20 protein-coding genes are annotated in these 19,888 nt (G+C 68.4%); 9 read left to right on the top strand and 11 right to left on the bottom strand.

Annotation, left to right across the window (positions count from 1 at the left end; genetic code table 11):
• Window positions 1-3: 3 nt before the first annotated feature.
• Complete coding sequence (locus tag QM841_RS16345; RefSeq protein WP_280782959.1) at window positions 4-693, bottom strand: TetR/AcrR family transcriptional regulator; 690 nt, start codon at window positions 691-693, stop codon at window positions 4-6.
• Window positions 694-913: 220 nt separating this feature from the next.
• Between QM841_RS16345 and QM841_RS16340 the strand changes: the two genes are divergently transcribed.
• From QM841_RS16340 to QM841_RS16325, 4 genes are read left to right on the top strand one after another with little or no spacing between them, the layout of a single operon-like run.
• Window positions 914-1,816 carry a metal-dependent hydrolase gene (locus tag QM841_RS16340; RefSeq protein WP_283332777.1) on the top strand — a complete coding sequence of 301 codons (903 nt, stop codon included), beginning with the start codon at window positions 914-916 and terminating at the stop codon, window positions 1,814-1,816.
• Window positions 1,817-1,857: 41 nt separating this feature from the next.
• Window positions 1,858-2,886 carry a PDR/VanB family oxidoreductase gene (locus QM841_RS16335; RefSeq protein ID WP_283332776.1) on the top strand — a complete coding sequence of 343 codons (1,029 nt, stop codon included), beginning with the start codon at window positions 1,858-1,860 and terminating at the stop codon, window positions 2,884-2,886.
• Between the two features lie 27 nt (window positions 2,887-2,913).
• Window positions 2,914-3,864, top strand: a complete 951-nt coding sequence (locus tag QM841_RS16330; protein ID WP_283332774.1) for an oxidoreductase — start codon at window positions 2,914-2,916, stop codon at window positions 3,862-3,864.
• Window positions 3,865-3,913: 49 nt separating this feature from the next.
• Window positions 3,914-5,071 carry an alpha/beta fold hydrolase gene (locus QM841_RS16325; protein ID WP_283332773.1) on the top strand — a complete coding sequence of 386 codons (1,158 nt, stop codon included), beginning with the start codon at window positions 3,914-3,916 and terminating at the stop codon, window positions 5,069-5,071.
• Here QM841_RS16325 and QM841_RS16320 read toward each other — a convergent pair.
• Complete coding sequence (locus QM841_RS16320; RefSeq protein WP_283332772.1) at window positions 5,040-5,939, bottom strand: phosphatase PAP2 family protein; 900 nt, start codon at window positions 5,937-5,939, stop codon at window positions 5,040-5,042. The two genes, QM841_RS16325 and QM841_RS16320, sit on opposite strands and share 32 nt — an antisense overlap.
• Before the next feature lie 52 nt (window positions 5,940-5,991).
• Complete coding sequence (locus tag QM841_RS16315) at window positions 5,992-6,783, bottom strand: crotonase/enoyl-CoA hydratase family protein (RefSeq protein ID WP_283332771.1); 792 nt, start codon at window positions 6,781-6,783, stop codon at window positions 5,992-5,994.
• Between the two features lie 79 nt (window positions 6,784-6,862).
• Here QM841_RS16315 and QM841_RS16310 point away from each other — a divergent pair, with 79 nt between their 5' ends.
• From QM841_RS16310 to QM841_RS16300, 3 genes are read left to right on the top strand one after another with little or no spacing between them, the layout of a single operon-like run.
• Window positions 6,863-7,474 (top strand): TetR/AcrR family transcriptional regulator, encoded by a 612-nt coding sequence (locus QM841_RS16310; protein WP_009477303.1) that lies wholly within the window; start codon window positions 6,863-6,865, stop codon window positions 7,472-7,474.
• Window positions 7,471-9,108 carry an acyl-CoA dehydrogenase family protein gene (locus QM841_RS16305; protein WP_283332770.1) on the top strand — a complete coding sequence of 546 codons (1,638 nt, stop codon included), beginning with the start codon at window positions 7,471-7,473 and terminating at the stop codon, window positions 9,106-9,108. Before QM841_RS16310 ends, QM841_RS16305 begins: the two co-directional genes overlap by 4 nt.
• Window positions 9,105-10,136: a crotonase/enoyl-CoA hydratase family protein gene (locus QM841_RS16300; protein WP_283332769.1), complete on the top strand. Its 1,032-nt coding sequence runs from the start codon at window positions 9,105-9,107 to the stop codon at window positions 10,134-10,136. Before QM841_RS16305 ends, QM841_RS16300 begins: the two co-directional genes overlap by 4 nt.
• On the opposite strand, the gene QM841_RS16295 is transcribed toward QM841_RS16300, so the two are convergent.
• The 4 genes from QM841_RS16295 to QM841_RS16280 are packed head-to-tail and all read right to left on the bottom strand — an operon-like array spanning window position 10,103 to window position 12,884.
• A complete protein-coding gene (locus QM841_RS16295) occupies window positions 10,103-10,792 on the bottom strand; it encodes a cation diffusion facilitator family transporter (RefSeq protein WP_280782969.1) in 690 nt (229 codons plus the stop codon). The genes QM841_RS16300 and QM841_RS16295 overlap by 34 nt on opposite strands.
• Window positions 10,792-11,121: an ArsR/SmtB family transcription factor gene (locus QM841_RS16290; RefSeq protein WP_005248604.1), complete on the bottom strand. Its 330-nt coding sequence runs from the start codon at window positions 11,119-11,121 to the stop codon at window positions 10,792-10,794. Before QM841_RS16290 ends, QM841_RS16295 begins: the two co-directional genes overlap by 1 nt.
• Before the next feature lie 57 nt (window positions 11,122-11,178).
• Window positions 11,179-12,438 carry an RNA polymerase sigma factor gene (locus QM841_RS16285; RefSeq protein WP_283332767.1) on the bottom strand — a complete coding sequence of 420 codons (1,260 nt, stop codon included), beginning with the start codon at window positions 12,436-12,438 and terminating at the stop codon, window positions 11,179-11,181.
• A gap of 5 nt (window positions 12,439-12,443) precedes the next feature.
• Entirely contained in the window at window positions 12,444-12,884 is a 441-nt protein-coding gene (locus QM841_RS16280) for a YciI family protein (RefSeq protein ID WP_280782971.1), read from the bottom strand.
• A gap of 223 nt (window positions 12,885-13,107) precedes the next feature.
• Between QM841_RS16280 and QM841_RS16275 the strand changes: the two genes are divergently transcribed.
• Window positions 13,108-14,931 (top strand): NAD(P)/FAD-dependent oxidoreductase, encoded by a 1,824-nt coding sequence (locus QM841_RS16275; RefSeq protein WP_280782972.1) that lies wholly within the window; start codon window positions 13,108-13,110, stop codon window positions 14,929-14,931.
• Window positions 14,932-14,996: 65 nt separating this feature from the next.
• On the opposite strand, the gene QM841_RS16270 is transcribed toward QM841_RS16275, so the two are convergent.
• Complete coding sequence (locus QM841_RS16270; protein ID WP_283332765.1) at window positions 14,997-15,431, bottom strand: SRPBCC family protein; 435 nt, start codon at window positions 15,429-15,431, stop codon at window positions 14,997-14,999.
• Between the two features lie 9 nt (window positions 15,432-15,440).
• Window positions 15,441-15,740 (bottom strand): DUF4193 domain-containing protein, encoded by a 300-nt coding sequence (locus QM841_RS16265; RefSeq protein ID WP_280782976.1) that lies wholly within the window; start codon window positions 15,738-15,740, stop codon window positions 15,441-15,443.
• Between the two features lie 458 nt (window positions 15,741-16,198).
• On the opposite strand from QM841_RS16265, the gene QM841_RS16260 reads away from it, so the two are divergent.
• Entirely contained in the window at window positions 16,199-17,215 is a 1,017-nt protein-coding gene (locus QM841_RS16260) for an iron-siderophore ABC transporter substrate-binding protein (protein ID WP_349307405.1), read from the top strand.
• Window positions 17,216-17,223: 8 nt separating this feature from the next.
• Here QM841_RS16260 and QM841_RS16255 read toward each other — a convergent pair whose 3' ends face one another.
• Window positions 17,224-19,608, bottom strand: coding sequence for a glutamate--cysteine ligase (locus QM841_RS16255; RefSeq protein WP_280782978.1), 2,385 nt, complete (start codon window positions 19,606-19,608; stop codon window positions 17,224-17,226).
• 15 nt (window positions 19,609-19,623) lie between these two features.
• Window positions 19,624-19,815: a hypothetical protein gene (locus tag QM841_RS16250; RefSeq protein ID WP_009477291.1), complete on the bottom strand. Its 192-nt coding sequence runs from the start codon at window positions 19,813-19,815 to the stop codon at window positions 19,624-19,626.
• Window positions 19,816-19,888: the final 73 nt, after the last annotated feature.

The following is a 19,888-nucleotide window of genomic DNA, read 5'->3' as shown; positions in this document are numbered from 1 at the left end:
TACTCACGGGGCGTTGATGCGGGCGAGCGCGAGATAGAGCGGCTCGGTGGGGTCGAGTTCGATCCCGTTGCGACGGAGGAACGCGTCGAGCACGCCCCACACGAGGGGCGCCACCTGGCCGACGAAGTACTCGGTGTCCGGTTTCGCGGAACCCTTCGACGACTCGAGCCACAGGTCGGTGGTCGAGACCATGATCCCGACCGCGGCGCGGGCGGTGAACCGGACGTCGGAGACTTCGGCGGACACGGACTCGAAGATCGTCGACGCGACGCCGGCCAGCCGCTCGGTGAGGTCGCGCTCGACGTCGAGGGACAGGGCGGATCCCGCGCCGTCCTGTTTCAGCTCGCCGTCCGCTAGGAAGCGGAAGACGTTCGGGTGCTCGGCGACCACCTCGGCGTAGCCGGTGATGGCATGGTTCAGCGCCTCGTGCGGTGTGGTGAGCAGGAAGTTGAACTTGGGCGCCACCAGCTTGTAGACGTCGTGGGTGGTGCGGTCGGCGATGGCCTTGTAGAGGTCGGCCTTGTCGGCGAAGTGCCGGTACAGCCGGGGCTTCGTGGCCCCCGCCTCCTTGGCAATGTCGTTCATGCTCGGGCGTGGGCCGTGCGTGTCGATCACCCGGTAGGCGGCGTCGATGAACTCTTCACGGGCGCGTGCCCGCCGGTCCCACGACCGCGGGGTGTCTGTTTCTGCCACTTCGCCTGGACTCCGAATACTCGTTGGACCGCGTGCCGATACCCAGGGTACGGGGCCGTGTTCCGACAACGGCAGTAGTGGTTGACACCGAAGTTCGCCGGTGTGACACTCGACTCGCACAAAACGTAACCGCGGGTAACGCTCATCGTGTCTCGCGGTACCAGCGGCCACGCGGCCGAACGGCGCCCCTCGCCCGAAGCCGACTTCGAGGAGATCACTGATGGCACTGCGGAACGGAAAGAAGGTCGACGCGATCGACGTCGACCCCGGTGACGTGACCCTGCAGGCACGCAACGTGAAGTTCGACTGGTCCCGGACCCCGCTACACTGGATTCCCGGCGAACCGATCGCCTCCCACACGCTCAGCGCGATCAACCTGATCCTCCCCGAGGGGGAGCGGTGGTTCTGCGCGACATTCACCGAGGCGCTCCCCCTGATCAACGACGACCGGCTCCGCGCCGACGTCCGCGGGTTCATCGGGCAGGAAGCGATGCACGCCGAGACCCACAACGTGGTGCTGTACGAGTTCCTGGACGCACACGACGTGGATCCGCGGCCGTTCGTGCTGCAGTCGGAATTCCTCATGCGGAAGGTGCTGGGCCGCAGGGAGATGGGCAGCGCCCGCGCGCAGCGTCAGCAACTCGTCGAACGGCTCGCGTTCATCGGTGCGATCGAGCACATGACGGCGTTCCTGGGCGACTGGATCCTCAACGCGCGCCTCGAGGACTTCGACGCCGACCCGAGCATGACCGACCTCTACCGCTGGCACGGCGCGGAGGAGGTCGAGCATCGCAACGTCGCTCACGACGTCGCCATGTACTTCGGGGTGGGGTACTTCCGCCGCAACCTCGCGATGCTGGTGTCGTATCTCGCGTTTCTGGTGGTGATGACGCGCGGGCTGAAGTTCATCGTGCACGCCGACCCGACCATGCGCGACCGCGGCTACTTCTCGCTGTGGATGGGGCTGTTCGCGGCGATGCGCCGCGGTTCCCTGCCCGGACTGTCGAGCCTGTTCCGGGGCGCGCTCCGATACCTCAACCCCCGGTACTCGCCGCAGGCCGAGGGTGACACGGCGCAGGCGATCGCCTACCTGGCCAAGTCGCCGGCCGCGAGGGCGGCGTAGTGACTCCGACGTATCCGGCACCGACCTCCGTACCGGGTGATATGTGGGGGAAGCGGCAGCGCGACCCGCTGCTACGTGCCGTCGCCGGTGTCACCACCGCGTACATGCGGTCGCTGCGCTTCCTCTACCGCACCGACCTCACCCCACCGGTCAGCGACGGCGGCCGGAGAATGCTGGTGCGTGAGCGCAGAGTGGTGGCGCACGACGAGAACGTCGTGAGCCTCACGCTGGCCGCCCCCGACGGCGGCGAACTCGACCGGTGGCGGCCGGGCGCGCATCTCGACCTCGAGCTGCCGTCCGGGCGGCGGCGTCAGTATTCCCTGTGCGGCGACCCGGCAGACAGTCGCGCGTACACCATTGCGGTGCGGCGCATTCCCGACGGCGGCGGAGGCTCACTCGAGGTCCACGAACTCCTGCACCCCGGAGCCTCGGTGAAGGTCCGCGGCCCGTACAACGCGTTCCCCTTCGCACTGCCCGGACACGGATCGACCGCCGACGGCCTCCACTTCGTCGCCGGCGGAATCGGGATCACCCCCATCCTCCCGATGGTGCGCCTTGCCCATCGCCTCGGCCTCGACTGGTCGATGGTCTACACCGGCCGTAACCGGGAGTCGCTGCCCTTTCTGGACCAGCTCGCGGAGTTCGGCGACCGGGTGACGGTGCGCACCGACGACGACGGCGGCGGAATACCCAGCGCAGCAGAGTTACTCGGCGCGGTGACCGATACGTCCGCGGTGTACTGCTGCGGACCGATCCCGATGATCGCGGCGATCGACGACGCCCTGCCGCCTGGTGCCGAATTCCACTACGAGCGGTTCTCGCCCCCACCGATCGTCGACGGACGGCCGTTCGAGGCCGAACTCGCCCGCACCGGCGAGGTGGTCGTCGTTCCCGCCGACCGGACGGCGCTCGACGCGATCTCCGACGTGCGTCCCGGGCTCGCCTTCTCTTGTCGGCAGGGGTTCTGCGGCACCTGTGCCGTCCGCGTGGAGCACGAGGGCCGGACCTCCGGCCAGATGCTGCTCTGCGTCGAACGCACGCAGGGCGAGCGCGTCGTCCTGGATATCTGACAACCCTCCCGAGGAGACGGTTCCTTCATGACACCACTCGACAACAGGCACTTCGGGTTCGGCGACATCCCCGACCAGTGGGGCAGGACGATCCTCGTCACCGGCGCGAACAACGGACTCGGGCTCCACGCCGCGACGGCGCTCGCCGGTGCGGGCGCGACGGTCCTGCTCGCGTGCCGCAATCCGCAGACCGGCGCCGCCGCGCTCACCCGGATCCGCAAGGCGGGCAGCGACGCCGAGCACCACCTGATTCCCCTGGACCTCACCGACCTGACCTCGGTCCGCGACGCGGCGCAGCACGCCTGTGGCGTCGCACCGCGGATCGACGTGCTGATCAACAACGCGGGACTGATGGCCGTTCCCTTCGGCCGCACGGTGGACGGTTTCGAACTGCAGCTCGGCACAAATCATTTCGGGCACTTCGCGCTCACCGGACAGCTCCTCCCGGCGCTCCTCGCCGCCCCGGCCCCGCGCGTGGTCACCCTCGCGAGCATCGCACACCGCCGCGGCCGGATCGTGCTCGACGACCTGAACTTCGACCGCCGCAAGTACACCCGGATGGGCGCGTACAACCAGTCGAAGCTCGCCAACCTTCTGTTCAGTGGCGAATTGGCCAGGCGCAGTGCAGCCGCGGGTCTTCCACTTCTCTCGGTGGCGACACACCCCGGCATCGCCGCCACCAATCTCTTCGACTCGATGGTTCCGCCGATCCCGGGGGCTCTCGCCGTGACCCACCTCGGATTGCGGGTGGTCGGCAACGACGAGAAGGACGGTGCGCTCGGACAGCTGTACGCGGCGACGATGCCCGACGTCCGCACGGACGACTACCTGGGTCCGAACCAACTGTTCGGGGTTCGGGGATCGGTGGCGCGCTCGCCGCGCACCGGTGGGGCACGGAACACGAAACTCGCGGCGGCCCTGTGGGAGAAGTCCGTCGAGCTGACCGGGGTGGAGTACTCCCAGCTCGTTCGCGCGTAGCAGGGCCCCTCTGCCTCCGCGCGTACCATCGGAGTGGATGTCGGAGAGAATGACACGCCATCCGTCCACCGTGGCCGACTGGAGCAACGATCGCCGCAAGGCGCGTCTGCACGCGACACGGCTCGGTCACCGATGGCAGAAATTCGGTCGCACCCGGCGCTTCCTCGCCGCGGTCGCGCTCGGGACCGTCCCCCTGCTCCTGGCCGGCGGACAGTACTGGGTGCACGACGTGCAACCCGAACGCGAGCGACTCGCGCTGACCCAGCCACAGATCCACGAGGTATACGACGCGCAGTCGGCCGCCGACCACGACACCGCCGTCGTCGACCTGGTCGGACTGGGCAACAAGGATGCCACCGACACCGCCCGCACCCTGTCCTCGTACGACCGGATCGGGCGGGTATGGGCGGTCCAGTACGACAACGGCGGTATCGACACCAAGGTGATCAGCGAACTGATCGCCACCCGCGCGGCCGACGAGGGCATCGACAACATCGTCCTGTCCGGGCACAGCATGGGCGGCGTCGTCGCACTGGAGGTCGCGCAGCACATCTACGAGGACACGGACGCCAACCTCATCGGAGTGGTGCTCGACTGCACCCCGGTGGACCTGCACGCCGTCCGGGCCGGGAGCCGCGACAGCGGCGAGGACATGCTGCGGTGGATCGGCTGGCTCCCCGGCGCGCGTGAGAGCCGGACGATGCGCCTGCTCGTGGAGACCGCGGCCCGGCAGAGCAGGTTCCTCGACACGAAGTCGGACTGGTATCCGCACGTCGACGTCGACGAGTTCCGCGACGTCGTCGACGAGGTCCTCACCGAGAAGGTCCTGTCGGAGGACGTGGCGAGCAACGGGCTGATCGAATCGCAGTTCAAGACCATCGTCGCGTCCGGTGCGATCGACAACCTGAAGTCGCTGGCGGTGGAGACGGACGACAAGCCGCGGCCCGGGATCGTCTTCGTGCGTCCCCGCGCGGGGTGGAAGGACGCGGTGGTCGACGTCGACTACACGCAGAAGATCCTCGTCGAACAGTCCGGCGGGACCGACGGCAGGCTGCTGGTGGCGAAGCTCGACGGGACCGGTCACGCGAATCCGAACCAGCAACCGGTCGCGTACAACGAGGCGATCGTCGGCCGCATCCTGCCCTTCCTCCAGCCCATTCTCGACGAGGTGTCGGTCACCAGCGACGTCGCGGGCGGCCGGCGGTGACGGCCCGGCCCGGCCACGCCGTCGTGCGCGACTCCCACCCCCGTGCCAGCAGGACCGCCAGTCCCACATACGCCCATCCCGCCAGCACGTCCACGACGTAATGCTCACCGCCGTAGACCAACACGAACGCCATGGCGAGCGGGTACGCGACCAGCAGCGCCCGCGACCACAGGTTCTTCGCGAACGGCCAGAGAGCGACGGCCACGAGCAGGGCGAACGCCGCATGCAGGGACGGCAGCGCGGCGACGGGGTTGCTCTGCGCCTCCAGCCACCGCGTACCGACATCCGTGGGGACCACACCGAAACCGAAACCGGCGACGCGGCCCACGCTGCCGGAGATCACGTCCCCCTCGGCGGCCAGCCACGGCGGGACGGACGGAAGGAGAATGTAGGTGACCAGACCGAGATACGACAACAACAGCACCCGCCGCATGTACCCCGACCACAGGTCACGCGAGTACACGTAGAAGACGGCCGCGACCACCCACGGAACGATGAAGTGGCTGGTGTAGACGATTCCCGTGAGCAGAGTCCACCACGGCAGCTCGCCCGTCGGGGGTAGGAGGGTGTCCTGCAACCAGACCGTGGGGATCGCGCCGCCGAAGAGCCAGCTCTCCACGGTCACCAATTCCTCCGCCCGCACCGGCATCCCGAGTTCGTGGGCGACGCCCCGGCTGAGGTCGTACACGACGAGAGCGGCGATGAGCGGCAACCAGTCCCGCACCACGCGCAGATGGTCCTGCCACGGCCGATCGATCGTGAAGGCGACGAGGCCGGCGACGATCCACGTCGCCTGGTAGATGCGGTCGGTGGGGAGCCCCAGCGTGTAGATCGTGGCTGCCAGCGCGAGCAGGTACGCACACCACACCGCCCACCGGAGGTGCTGCCGCCGCCCGTGAGTACTTATTAACCGCCCGCCGTTAATAAGTACTCACGGGCGCAGCATCCCCATGCCTGCCTGCCCCGGCGGCGAAGCGTGCGGCACCCTCCACCGTCCCGTTGGCCAGAGAGATTGCGCCGTGCCGGAATTCGTTCAGCAGGGCCTGATCCTCGGTGAGTCCCGACTGCTCGAGCAGCGACAACCGGTCCTGCCGCAGGCACACCTGGGGCAGGCCGGCGATCTCGGCGGCCAGCCGGCGGGCCGCGGTGAGGGCCTCCCCCGCCGCGACCTTCCGGTTGATCAGCCCGATACTCAGGGCTTCGTCGGCGTCGACGGGCCGCCCGGTGAGGACGAGATCCATCGCGCGACTTTCCCCGATGAGCCGCGGCAGGCGGACAGTGCCGCCGTCGATGAGCGGCACGCCCCAGCGTCGGCAGAACACTCCGAGGACGGCGTCCGCACCGGCTACCCGCAGATCGGCCCACAGCGCCAGTTCGAGTCCGCCTGCCACCGCGTGCCCGTCGATCGCGGCGATCACCGGTTTGGACAACCGCATCCGGGAGATGCCCATCGGTGCGTCGCCGTCGGGCGCCACCCGGTTCCCGGTCCCGGTCCCGGAACTGATCGCCTTGAGATCTGCTCCGGCGCAGAATGTTCCGCCTTCGCCGTAGAGTACCGCGACCGACGCGTCCTCGTCGGCGTCGAATGCACGGAAGGCGTCGGCGAGCACCTCGGCGGTGGGCCGGTCGACGGCATTGCGGACTTCGGGCCGGTTCAGGCTGATCGTCGTGACCGGGCCGTCCTTGCGAACGAGTACCACGTCGGAAGTCATCGAGTGCGCCTTTCCTCGCTGGTGTAGCCGACGCTAGCACCCTTGACGGAAGAACGGAACGGGTGTTCACTCCTTGAATATGGCCTACCGGCGCACACCCGCCGTCCAGGAACGCCTGGACGCACTCCGCACCACCCTCATCGATTCCGCGATCGGGCTGATCGCCCGCCACGGATACGCCGGGTGCTCGATCTCCGCGGTCGCGGCCGAGGCGGGCGTCGGCACCGGCACCGTCTACCGGCACTTCGCGAACAAGGGCGAACTGTTCGCGGAAGTCTTCCGCATCGTCTGCAGCCGCGAGGTGAGCGCCGCCGTCGAATCCGGCAATGCCGCCCGCGGCGCCGAAGGTCGGTGCGTCGCCGCGGTATCCGCCTCTGTCGGCACGTTCGCCGAACGCGCGCTGCGCGCACCCACCCTGGCGTACGCGCTGCTCGTCGAGCCCGTCGACCCGCAGGTCGACACCGAACGCCTCCTGTTCCGCGAGTCGTTCCGCGACGCCCTCGCGGTCGCGATCGCTGCCGCTGTCGAGGCCGGGGAGATCCCGGAACAGGACGCGTCGGTGACAGCAGCCTGCATCGTCGGCGCCATCGGCGAAGCGCTGATTCTGCCCCTCGCCCGCGGTGCCGCCGACGGCGCGATCATCCCCGCCCTGCTCACCTTCACCCTTCGATCCCTCGGGAGCCCGACATGAGTGCCACACACGAGGTCGTCAACCAGGCGCCGCCACTGGTCGATTTCGACGCGGCCGATTACCCACCGATCCTCGAAGCGCTGCAACGCGAAGGCGCCCACGACGCGCTCGAGGAACTGCACGACGTCGGACGCCTCGCCGGAAGCGAGGATGCCCAGCGCTGGGGTGATCTCGCCGAGGCGCACCCTCCCGTCCTGCGCACCCACGACCGCTACGGCAACCGCATCGACGAGGTGGAGTACGACCCCGCGTACCACCAGCTGATGACCACCGCAGTCGAGATGGGCCTGCACGGCGCACCGTGGGCCGACCCGCACCCGCGCGCCCACCTGGTCCGGGCCGCGAAGATGGCGGTGTGGGGCCAGGTCGACGCCGGACACGGCTGCCCGATCTCCATGACGTACGCCGTCGTCCCCGCCCTGCGCCACAACCGTGATCTGGCGGAACAGTACGAACCGCTGCTCACCGCCCGGGTCTACGATCCGGCGCTGCACCCACCGCTGACCAAGGCCGGACTGATCGCCGGGATGTCGATGACGGAGAAGCAGGGCGGCTCCGACGTCCGCGCGGGCACCACCCGCGCGGTGCCGCAGTCCGACGGCAGTTACCTCCTGACCGGCCACAAGTGGTTCACGTCAGCGCCGATGTCCGACGTGTTCCTCGTGCTGGCGCAGGCCCCCGGCGGACTGTCGTGTTTCTTCCTCCCCCGGGTGCTGCCGGACGGCACCCGCAACCGGATGCACCTGCAGCGCCTCAAGGACAAGCTCGGCAACCATTCCAACGCCAGCAGCGAGGTCGAGTACGACGAGGCGGTGGCCTGGCTGGTCGGCGAGGAAGGCCGCGGCGTTCCGACGATCATCGAGATGGTCAACATGACCCGGCTCGACTGCACCATCGGCACCGCCACCGGCATGCGTGTCGGCACCGCGCAGGCCGCGCACCACGCCGTGCACCGCAGCGCATTCGGCGCCCACCTGGTGGATCAGCCGCTGATGCGGAACGTGCTCGCCGACCTCGCCGTCGAGTCGGAGGCGGCCACGACCGTCGCCCTGTGGCTGGCCGCGCTCACCGACCGGGCGACCGCCGGCGACGAGCACGCGAACACCCTGCGTCGCATCTCGCTGGCGGTCAGCAAGTACTTCGTCTGCAAGCGCGGCCCGATCCACGCCGCCGAGGCCCTGGAATGCCTGGGCGGCAACGGGTACGTGGAGGAATCGCGGATGCCGCGGTTGTACCGGGAGGCTCCCCTGCTGTCGGTGTGGGAAGGATCCGGCAACGTCGCCGCCCTCGACACTCTGCGTGCGATGGCGAAACAGCCGGAGACGCTTCAGGTCTTCTTCGACGAACTCGATTCCACCGCGGGAGCCGACACGCGACTCGACACCGCCGTCGCGGATCTGAAGGCGAGTTTCGGCGATCTCGACACGCTCGAGCACCGGGCCAGGCGCATCGTCGGCGACATGGCGCTCGCCCTCCAGGGGTCGCTGCTGATCCGCCACGGACACCCGGCGGTGGCCGACGCGTTCTGCGTCAGCCGGCTGTCCGGCGACTGGGGCACCGTGTTCGGGACGCTGCCGGCCGGCGTCGACACCGCCGCCATCATCGACCGCGCCACTCCCAAGGTGGGGTCGTGACCGGCCGCGACGACCACGCCGGCACCCGTCCGGCGGCCTGGCGCGACGGCTGGGACGAGGGCGGCGACTCCCTGTTCGCGGGTCGTGAACCGGACCGGGCGGACGACGCGGCGGAGTATCGAACCCTCACCTACGAGGTGACCGGGCGGATCGCCCGGATCACGTTCAACCGTCCCGACCACGGCAACGCGATCACCGCCGACACTCCTGTCGAACTCGCCGCCACCGTGGAACGCGCCGACCTCGATCCCCGCGTCCACGTGATCCTGCTGTCGGGGCGCGGGAAGGGATTCTGCGGCGGATACGACCTGGGCATCTTCGCCGAGAACGGCGGCCACACCGACGAGGAACCGGACCGCACGACGGGCACCGTGCTCGATCCGATCGTTCAGGCGCGCAACCACAATCCGTTCGGCAACTGGGATCCGATGGCCGACTACGCGATGATGAGCCGGTTCAACCGCGGTTTCGCGAGCCTGCTCCACGCGAACAAGCCGACGGTCGCGAAGATCCACGGATTCTGCGTGGCCGGCGGCACCGACATCGCGCTGTATTGCGACCAGATCGTCGCCGCGGACGACACGAAGATCGGCTATCCGCCGACCCGGGTATGGGGTGTGCCTGCTGCGGGAATGTGGGCGCACCGCCTCGGCGACCAGCGGGCGAAGCGACTCCTCCTCACCGGCGACTGCATTACGGGGCGGCAGGCGGCCGAGTGGGGTCTCGCGGTGGAGTCGGCGCCCGCGGAGGAACTCGACCGTCGCACCGAGGACCTCGTCGAGCGGATCGCGGGGATGCCCGTCAATCAGCTGATGATGGTGAAACTCGCACTGAACAGCGCGCTACTGGCGCAGGGCGTCGCCAACTCGACGATGGTGAGCACCGTCTTCGACGGCATGTCCCGGCACACCCGCGAGGGGTACGCGTTCCAATTACGCTCGGCCACCGCCGGATTCCGTGAGGCCGTCCGCGAACGCGACGAGCCGTTCGGCGATCACAAGTCGCAGCAGTCGCAACCTGGATCCTGATCGACCGCGCGACCACCGACCGGCGCAGGGCAGCAGGTGTCGCCCTTCCACGCGTCGACGCCTTCCTTGACGGCGATGACCGCAATCACCAGGGCGGCGATCGGATCGGCCCACGACCAGCCGAGGGTGCTGTTGAGCAGCAACCCGACGAGCAGCACCGCGGACAGGTACGTGCACAGCAGCGTCTGTTTGGAATCGGCGACCGCCGACAGGGAACCGAGTTCACGACCGGCCCGCCGCTGCGCCCAGGACAGGACCGGCATCACGGCCAGACTTGCTGCGGCCAGTGCGATTCCGACCGTCGAGTGCTGCGCTTCGCCGACCCCCAGCAGTGACCGCACCGCGTCGACGCTCACGTACGCGGCGAGCCCGAAGAACGAGAACGCGATGACTCGGAGCGCGACCTTCTCCCGCGACTCGGGATCGCGTCCCGCGAACTGCCAGGCGACCGCGGCCGCCGACGACACCTCGATCACCGAATCCAGGCCGAACCCGATCAACGCCGTCGACGACACCCGTGCGCCCTCGGTGAGTGCCACGATCGCTTCGATCACGTTGTAGGAGATCGTCGCGGCCACGAAGAACCGGATCCGGCGGGACAGGACCTGCCTGCGTTCGCCGGACGGTCTGGTGGGCATTCCGAGTTCGGACGCCATCAGCAGCAGCCTTCGGTCTCCGCGTCCGGGCAGCAGGACGGATCGACCGCGAGCACCAGGCCGAGCAGGTCGTCGAGGGCACGTGCGATCCGCGGGTCGGCGAGTTCGTACCGGCTCCGCCGACCCTCCGGCACCGCGACGACCAGACCGCACCCACGCAGGCACGACAGATGATTCGACAGGATCTGCCGGGATACCCCGATCTTCTCGGCCAACTCCGATGGATACCCGGGCCCGGACCGCAGGCTCAGCAGAATCTGCGTGCGGGTGGTGTCCGACAGCGCGTATCCGAAACGCGCGAGGGCGTCCCGGTGGACCAGCGTCTCCATAATTCTTACTGTACAGCTATTTCTGTATTCAGGAAATCGTGAATCAATGGTGGAGACTCACGGTTCGGCCTGCTCCGACGCGGCGGCGGCGCGGGCCATGAGGAGGTTCCGTTCACGGCGCGTCGGTGCGGTCGCCGCGGCGTCCTCGAGGGTCCGGGCCGCCTCGCCGTAGCGGCCGAGGCGTTCGAGGACTTCGCCCCGCACGGCGCCGTAGAGGTGCAGGCGCGCCAGCCGAGGGTCGTCCCGCACGGCATCGAGCGCAGCGAGCGCGGCCTCGGGCCCGTCCGAATGCAGCAACGCCACCGCACGATTGAGTTCCACCACCGGCGACGGCGCCACCTGCGCCAGCGCGTCGTACAGGGCGACGATCGCCTCCCAATCGGTGTCCTCGAAACGTGGCGCCCTGGCATGACACCCGGCGATCGCGGCCTGCAACGAATAGGGGCCCAGCGGGCGGCCGAGCCCGACAGCCCGCTCCAGCGCGGCATTGCCGTGCGTCAGAAGGGTTCGGTCCCACCGCGACCGGTCCTGATCCTGCAGCAGGACTGGCTCACCGTCGACGCCCACCCGGGCGGCGAACCGTGAAGCCTGCAACTCGGTGAGCGCCACCAGTCCGTGCACCTCCGGTTCCCGCGGTAGCAGGCCGGCGAGGACACGGGCGAGCCGCATAGCCTCCGACGCGAGGTCACGCCGAATCCAGTCCTCGCCCGACGTGGCGGAGTACCCCTCGTTGAACACCAGATAGACCACCTCGAGCACCGCCGCCAACCGCGCCGGAAGTTCCTCGCGTGCAGGCACTTCGAACGGCACCTTCGCCTCCGACAGCGTCCGCTTGGCCCTGCTGATCCGCTGCCCCATCGTCGCCGAGGGGACGAGGAACGCCCGCGCGATCTCGTCGGTGCGCAGACCCCCGACCAGGCGAAGGGTCAACGCCACCCGCGATTCCCGGGGAAGCACCGGATGACACGCCACGAAAACCAGAGCGAGCAGGTCGTCCTCCACGCCGTCGACGGCGTCCGGCGCCGGCATGGCGCTCGGCGGTTGCGCGGCCGGGTCGACGGCGATCTCCGTGTACTTCGACTGCCGCGACCGGTCACGGCGAATGCGGTCGATCGCCTTGTGCTTGGCCGTGGCCGTCAGCCACGCACCCGGTTTGTCGGGAACGCCCTGCTCCGGCCACTGTTCGAGCGCGAGCACGAACGCATCCTGAGCGATCTCCTCGGCGATCCCGACGTCACGGACGAGGCGGGTGAGCGACGCGATGAGGCGTGGCGACTCCATGCGCCACACCGCCTCGACCGTGCGCTGGACGTCCACCGAACTCAGCCGTTCGGGTGCTGCTCACGGATCCGCTCCGCCAGTGCGGCTTCCTTCTCCCGCAGTTCCGGCGTGAACTCGTCCCCGAAATCCTCCGACTCGAAGATCGGCCGCACCTCGATCAGCTGGCGCAGTCCGGTGCCGGGGTCGGCGGGGCACTTCTTGACCCACTCGATCGCCTCCTCGAGGGATCGCACCTCCCAGATCCAGTAGCCCGCGATGATCTCCTTCGACTCGGTGAACGGGCCGTCGACCACCGACGTCGTGCCGCCCTCGAACACCACCCGCGCGCCGGCGCTGGTCGGCTTCAGACCCTGACCGTCGAGCATGATGCCCGCGTTCACCAATTCCTCGTTGTACGCACCCATCGCCGCCAGCATTTCCTCGGTCGGGGCGATCTTGTCTTCGTCGGCACCTGCACCCTCGATCATCACCATGACTCGCATGATTTCCTCCTCGATTGTGGTCGGTCCCGGCCTTCGTGCCGTGGACTCACACAGTACGTCGAACGGGCTACCCCCCATTTCGACATTCGCACCCCGTGAGTACTTATCAACCGCCCGCGGTTAACAAGTACTCACGGGCGGGGACTGCAACACGATGCAACGCTTGCCGCCCGCCCCACTCCGGAGTGTGCTGTATGTCACATACCAAGCGAAGGAGAGGTACATGACACAGACGGTCCAGCCGACTGCGGTGCAGACGTCCCTGACACCTCAGGAACGAGTCGACCTGTGGTTGGCGAGCTTCGAATCCGCTCTCGCCGCGCGTGACGTCGACCGCGCCGCGGGCATGTTCGCAGTCGACAGCTTCTGGCGCGACCTGGTGGCGTTCACCTGGAACCTCAAGACGGTCGAGGGACGCGACGCCGTCGCCGCGATGCTCCACGCACGCCTGGACGACACCGACCCCGTCAACTTCCGCACCACCGAGACACCGGACGAGGCCGACGGCGTCACCTCGGCATGGATCGAGTTCGAGACCGCGACGGGCCGGGGCAAGGGACACCTGCGCCTGAAGGGCGACGAGGCGTGGACCTTCCTCACCACCATGCAGGAGTTGAAGGGCCACGAGGAACGCCGCGGACGGAACCGCGTCAAGGGTGCCGTCCACGGCTCCGGCGGCGACACCCTGAGCTGGGCGGAGAAGCGGGAAATCGAGGAGCGGGAACTCGGCTACACCCGCCAGCCGTACGTTCTGGTGATCGGCGGCGGCCAGGGCGGCATCGCGCTCGGCGCGCGGCTGCGCCAACTCGGTGTCCCGGCCATCGTCGTGGACAAGAACGAACGCCCCGGCGACCAGTGGCGCAACCGGTACAAGTCGCTGTGCCTGCACGACCCGGTCTGGTACGACCACCTGCCCTACATGCCGTTCCCGGACAACTGGCCGGTCTTCGCGCCGAAGGACAAGATCGGCGACTGGCTCGAGATGTACACCAAGGTGATGGAGATTCCGTACTGGTCGTCCACCACCTGCACGTCCGCGACGTTCGACGACGAGACCAAGGAGTGGACCGTCGTCCTCGACCGCGACGGCGAGGACGTGGTGCTCCACCCGAAGCAGCTGGTGCTCGCGACCGGCATGTCGGGCAAGCCGAATGTTCCGTCGTTCCCGGGCCAGGACGTCTTCCGGGGCGAGCAGCACCATTCGAGCCGGCACCCCGGTCCGGATGCCTACGTGGGCAAGCGCGTCGTCGTCGTGGGTGCCAACAACTCGGCTCACGACATCTGCAAGGCGCTGTTCGAGAACGGCGCCGACGTGACGATGCTGCAGCGGTCGTCCACCCACATCGTGAAGTCGGACTCGCTGATGGACCTCGGCCTCGGCGACCTCTACTCGGAGCGCGCGGTTGCGGCGGGCATGACGACGGAGAAGGCCGACCTCACGTTCGCGTCGCTGCCGTACAAGATCATGCACGAGTTCCAGATCCCGATCTATCAGAAGATCGCCGAACGGGACAGGGACTTCTACGACCGACTGGAAAAGGCCGGATTCAAGCTCGATTTCGGTGACGACGGCTCCGGTCTGTTCATGAAATACCTGCGCCGCGGATCCGGCTACTACATCGACGTCGGCGCGTCCGAACTCGTCGCAGACGGCAGCATCCACCTCGTGTCCGGGCAGGTCGACCACCTCACCGAGGACGCCGTGGTTCTCACCGACGGGACGGAATTGCCTGCCGACCTCGTCGTCTACGCCACCGGCTACGGGTCCATGAACGGGTGGGCCGCCGACCTCATGGGTCAGGAAGTGGCCGACAAGGTCGGAAAGTGCTGGGGCCTCGGCTCGGACACCACCAAGGACCCCGGACCATGGGAGGGCGAGCAGCGCAACATGTGGAAGCCGACGCAGCAGGAAGCGCTGTGGTTCCACGGCGGCAACCTGCACCAGTCGCGGCATTACTCGCTGTACCTCGCTCTGCAGCTCAAGGCCCGGCACGAGGAGATCCCGACACCGGTGTACGGGCTGCAGGAGGTGCATCACCTCAGCTGATCGGCCCTGATATGCAGCGGCGCCCTCACTCGTCGAGTGAGGGCGCTGTTGAATCGTGAATACGCTTACCTCGCTTCGAGGACCCCGGTCATCTGCTTGACGGTTTTGGCCGCGAGCACCTCGAATGCGAGGCGGGCGACGGGGTCGGCGAATCGCGCCAGGCCGGTGAATTCGAGGTGGGCGCGGTAGGTGATCGACGTGGAGGCGTCGTCCACCTTCTCGAACGCCAGATCGTCCGACGTGGCTGCGGTGCCGTTGCGACCCTCGAAGACGACGTGATCGGGGTCGTCGCGGGTCATGCGGTAGGTGAGTTCGGTGGTGCGGCCGAAGAACGACGACACGTTGTGCCATTCCGTGCCCACCGCCACCGGACCGGGGGTGGTCTGCTCGCACGTGTCGGTCCCGGGATCCCAGGCCTCGGTGTTCGCGAAGTCGCGCAGGTACGCGACGACTTTCTCGAGCGGTGCGGCGACGGTGAACGTTCTACTGACCTCGGCCACTCGGGCCTCCTATACGCAGTCGCGGCAGATCAGCTGTCCACCCTCTTCGGACGCGAGACGCGACCGATGATGGACCAGGAAGCAACTACTGCAAGTGAATTCGTCGGCCCTCTTCGGAACGACGCGGACAGTGAGTTCCTCACCGGACAGGTCGGCGCCGGGCAGTTCGAAGGACTCCGCCGTGTCGGTCTCCTCGACGTCGACGACGGACGACTGCGAGTCGTTCCTCCGTGTCTTCAGTTCTTCGAGCGAGTCCGCGGCGAGTTCGTCGTCGACGGTAACCCGTGGTGCGTCGTAGTCGGTTGCCATGACTTCCTCCCTTTGGCTCATGTTCCCCGTGTCGTGAAATTCCACACTTGCGGGGCACGGTTGCTAGACAACGCACCGATCCCGCGTTTTGTTCCCGGGCGGCCACAGCTCACCGCGTGATTGCGGGATGCCCGTTCCGGGTACCACTCAATCAGCCGATCGGAAGGTGGTCAGTTGATGACGAGTGCCCACGACGAGCTCGGCAATCCCGTGCCGGACCCGGAGCCGGTGCCGCCGGATCCGAGCCCTCCGCCCGTCCCACCGACGCCGTCGCCGCCTCACCCGTTTCCGCCCGAGCCGGGGCCGGAACCTGCACCTCCCGAGCCCGGGCCGCAACCGGGGCCGCCGGAACCTCCGGGACCTCCGCAGCCCCCGATTCCCGAGCCGACTCCGCCGTTTCCGCCGCAGATGCACGGCCGGGACCACTCACTGTAGGTTAGCCTCACCTACAGGGAGGTATGTGGATGCGAACGCTCAACCGTCGCAAGTTCCTGAGCGTGAGCGCCGGGGTCGGCCTTGCCGTCGTCGCCGCAGCGTGTTCCTCGGGAACCGCAGCAGACACCGAAGGCGGCACCCGGACGGTGACGCACAAGAAGGGAACGACCGAAGTCCCGGGCAACCCTCAGCGCATCGTCACGGTCGGCTACTCCGACCAGGACACGCTCCTCGCGTTCGGACGTCAGCCGGTCGGCGTCACCGACTGGTACGGCGACTACCCGGACGCCACCTGGCCCTGGGCCCAGGACGCGCTGAGCGGGACGCACCCCGAGGTCTTCAACCGCGGACAGTTCACCGGTGAGGCCAATTTCGCGTACGAGGCCATCGCGAAACTCGATCCCGACCTGATCCTCGCGCTGTACCTCGACGTCGACGACGACGCGTATCAACGACTCTCGGCCATCGCGCCCACCGTGACGACGTCGCCAGACTACCCCGATTTCGGCATGCCGTGGCAGGACGCCGTCCGGATCGTCGGCACCGCCCTCGGCGAGGACGAGAAGGCGAACCACCTCGTCGCCGGCGTGGACGACCTGGTGGCGCAGCAACGCGCCGCCCACCCCGAGTTCGAGGGCAAGACGGTCGCGGTCGCCGAGCTGGGCGACTCCGGCACGTTCTACGTCCGCTCCCCGAACGACCCGCGTTCACGCCTGATGACGTCGCTCGGGTTCGTCGTCCCGGAGCGGATCGCGCAACTCGCAGGCGATCAGGATGCGTTCACCATCAGCAAGGAGCAGTTCGACATCGTCGACGTCGACGTCCTCGTCTGGAACGTGGGCAGCAGTCCCGGCGCCGAAGCGAAGATCACCGCCGACCCCGTCTATCAGTCGCTACCGGTGGCAAAGGCGGGGCGGGCCGTGTTCGTCGACGACCCCACCGTCTCCGGCGCGCTCACCTGGGGCACCGTCCTCAGCCTCCCGTACGCCGTCGAGGCACTCGTGCCGACACTGGCGGAGGCCGCCGCCAAACCGGCCTGACGCCGCGCTCACCCGGACTGGTCTTCGAGCCGGGTGAGCGCCACCAGCGTTCGGACCCCGTGAATCATGGCGCGCTCGTCGAGGTTGAAACCCGGCTGGTGCAGTTCCTGCCGGGTGCCGGTCCCGTCCCACACGCCGAGTCTGGCCATCGCGCCCGGAACCTTCTCCAGGTACCACGCGAAATCCTCGCCGCCGCTGGACTGATGGGCCTCGGCCAGGTGGTCGAAGCCGACGACGGATTCGATCGCCTCCCGTAGGTCGGCGGTGCAGTCGGGATCGTTGACGACGGGCGGGACGCCCTGCAGGTAGGAGAGTTCGTACCGCACGTTGTACGGCGCGAGCAGGTGACCGATCGTATCCGTGACCAGCGGTTCGAGCGAGGCCCACGTCTCGCGGGACGCGCTGCGCAGGGTGCCGACCAGTTCACCCGACTCGGGAACGGAGTTCGCGACCTGCCCGGCGGCCACCTTCCCCCAGGTGAGGACGGTTGCGGTCCGGGCGTCGATCCGGCGGTCGAGCACGGACGACAGACCGGTCACCAGGACGGCCGCGGCGTGGATCAGATCGCCGGTCAGATGGGGTCGCGCGGTATGTCCTCCCGCCGACCACAACCGCACGGTGACGGAGTCGTTGGACGACGTGATCGGCCCGGTCCGAGTGGCCAGTTTGCCGACCTCGAGATTCGGATCGCAGTGCAGTGCAAAGATTTTCGACACCCCGTCGAGTGCGCCCGCGGCGATCGTGTCGACCGAGCCGCCGGGGGTCGTCTCCTCCCCTGGCTGGAAGACGAGCCGGACCCGGGACGGCGGCGGGTATTTCGCCAGGACGGATGCCGCCCCCATCAACATGGTGGTGTGGGCGTCGTGACCGCACGCGTGTGACACCCCGGGCACCCGCGACTCGAACGGGAGACCGGTCGTCTCGGCGATCGGCAGCGCGTCGAGGTCGGCGCGCAGCGCAATGCACTCGCCCGTGTCCGGACCGACGTCGCACCACAGGCCGGTTCCGCCGGGCAACAGGACGGGTGCGAGCCCCAGACCGACGAGGTGGGCGCGCACGACGCCGGTGGTCCTGCGTTCCTCGAACGACAGTTCCGGGTGCGCGTGCAGATCCCGGCGCCACTCGATCAGCTTCTTCTCGTCGAGCTCCGTCGACTCCGTCCAGTTCATGTCGGCGGTGTCGCCGCGGTCCCAGAACCGCGCGCTCCAATATCGCCGGGTTCGGCCGGCACCGGTCGACCTCGGGCCGAGCTCGCGCGGCGCGGGTGGCGCCTCCACTTCGGGAAGGTGCTCGGAGCGGCCCGCCGTCTCCGCGAGCAGCAGATCGACCACGTCGGTGAGCCGGCCACGGCGACCGAGCGCCTGACGTTGCCGGGCGGCGGAGCTGCCGTGGGCGGTGGCCTCGGCGGACAGCTCCACCACGGTGTCCCAGTCGCCGGTCTCCTCGAGCTGCGGCCGCAGCGAATTCACGAAGTCGCCGACGAGTTCCGCCGCAGGACGGGCCTGCGGAACCGTCACGTCGACGAGGTCCTCCTCCAACCCCGACCGCGCCGCCCGCCACAGTGCCGCCCTGGTCAGGGTGGGGACGACCTCGACTCCCTTCGTCCCGGCGCGCAAACCCTCCACCTCGCGTTCCACGAGCGCACGGAACAGTGCGGCGACGAGCACGACCGTGTCCAGTCGCGGGCAGCTGTCGCACACCCGCAACTCCAGGGTCGGAAGTTTCACCGACGGCCGGACGTCGAAATACGCCATACCGGGGTCACTGATCACCCCGCTGGCGACCAGGTCGTCGATCAGGGTGCCGTATTCGGCAGCCGAGGAGACGGGCGCGGCCGGACCGGTGCTCGGCCAGCGCAACCACAGCAGGGTCCGCGCGCTGGCATAGCCGGTGTCCGCACCGTCGGACCGGAACGGGGAACTCGCGCTGAGCGCCAGGAGGACGGGCATGTGCGGAGCGACGCGGTGCGCGACCTGCACGGCCTCGTCGCGGTCGGGCAGGTCGACGTGAACCTGCGTGCCGCAGATCAGCTGCTCGCGGGCGAGCACCTGGTAGTCCGCGAGCATGCGCCGGTAACGCTGCGTCCCCGTCACGTGCATCTCGGCGGGCAGCGCCAGCGGCATCGAGCCCGCGGCCGCCACGCCGATGCCGAGCCCCTCGGCCGCGTCGATCAGCACTCTCCGGTGCCGCTCCAGGTCGTTCCGCAGGCCAGCGAGGTCGGCGTACACGCCACTGTTGACCTCGACGACGCACTGCTGGAGTTCGTCGACGAACACGCCGTCGGGAAGTCGTGCCAGCAACTCCGGCGCGCGGGTGGTCAGGCGCCGGGTCTTGCGATCGATGAGGTGGAATTCCTCCTCGACGCCCACCTTCCGTGGGTCGCTGGCGAGCACGATGTGCCTCGATTTCTATTTCTCTGTGGCACCCTCGGTGTCGTCGAAGAACGCCCAGGTGCCGTCCTCGTCGACTTCCATCCGCCATCCGAGTTCGGAATTGTCTGCGCGAACGTCGACGAACCATGCGTGCGCGTCACCGGCGCTCGGGATCTCCTTCGTCTCGACGACACTGCCCTGGGGATCGATCACTCGGTATTTCGCCATGGTCGACGGGTTCCCCGCCCGCCCCGGTCTGAACCATCGGACGGAATATCCCGTCCGCCCGCGCAGTTACATC

This window comes from Rhodococcus sp. IEGM 1307 (assembly GCF_030056915.1).
Classification (GTDB): domain Bacteria; phylum Actinomycetota; class Actinomycetes; order Mycobacteriales; family Mycobacteriaceae; genus Rhodococcus_F; species Rhodococcus_F opacus_D.
Note: the sequence above shows the minus strand (reverse complement) of the source record. Positions and strands in the feature narration are given on the sequence as shown.

What these genes read in the sequence shown, in the direction of transcription:
- QM841_RS16265 (WP_280782976.1), bottom strand. Translation starts at nt 15,740, where the DNA reads ATGGCAACCGACTACGACGCACCACGGGTTACCGTCGACGACGAACTC.
- QM841_RS16315 (WP_283332771.1), bottom strand. Translation starts at nt 6,783, where the DNA reads ATGACTTCCGACGTGGTACTCGTTCGCAAGGACGGCCCGGTCACGACG.
- QM841_RS16335 (WP_283332776.1), top strand. Translation starts at nt 1,858, where the DNA reads ATGTGGGGGAAGCGGCAGCGCGACCCGCTGCTACGTGCCGTCGCCGGT.
- QM841_RS16325 (WP_283332773.1), top strand. Translation starts at nt 3,914, where the DNA reads ATGACACGCCATCCGTCCACCGTGGCCGACTGGAGCAACGATCGCCGC.
- QM841_RS16290 (WP_005248604.1), bottom strand. Translation starts at nt 11,121, where the DNA reads ATGGAGACGCTGGTCCACCGGGACGCCCTCGCGCGTTTCGGATACGCG.
- QM841_RS16305 (WP_283332770.1), top strand. Translation starts at nt 7,471, where the DNA reads ATGAGTGCCACACACGAGGTCGTCAACCAGGCGCCGCCACTGGTCGAT.
- QM841_RS16330 (WP_283332774.1), top strand. Translation starts at nt 2,914, where the DNA reads ATGACACCACTCGACAACAGGCACTTCGGGTTCGGCGACATCCCCGAC.
- QM841_RS16280 (WP_280782971.1), bottom strand. Translation starts at nt 12,884, where the DNA reads ATGCGAGTCATGGTGATGATCGAGGGTGCAGGTGCCGACGAAGACAAG.
- QM841_RS16340 (WP_283332777.1), top strand. Translation starts at nt 914, where the DNA reads ATGGCACTGCGGAACGGAAAGAAGGTCGACGCGATCGACGTCGACCCC.
- QM841_RS16275 (WP_280782972.1), top strand. Translation starts at nt 13,108, where the DNA reads ATGACACAGACGGTCCAGCCGACTGCGGTGCAGACGTCCCTGACACCT.
- QM841_RS16295 (WP_280782969.1), bottom strand. Translation starts at nt 10,792, where the DNA reads ATGGCGTCCGAACTCGGAATGCCCACCAGACCGTCCGGCGAACGCAGG.
- QM841_RS16260 (WP_349307405.1), top strand. Translation starts at nt 16,199, where the DNA reads ATGTGGATGCGAACGCTCAACCGTCGCAAGTTCCTGAGCGTGAGCGCC.
- QM841_RS16310 (WP_009477303.1), top strand. Translation starts at nt 6,863, where the DNA reads ATGGCCTACCGGCGCACACCCGCCGTCCAGGAACGCCTGGACGCACTC.
- QM841_RS16250 (WP_009477291.1), bottom strand. Translation starts at nt 19,815, where the DNA reads ATGGCGAAATACCGAGTGATCGATCCCCAGGGCAGTGTCGTCGAGACG.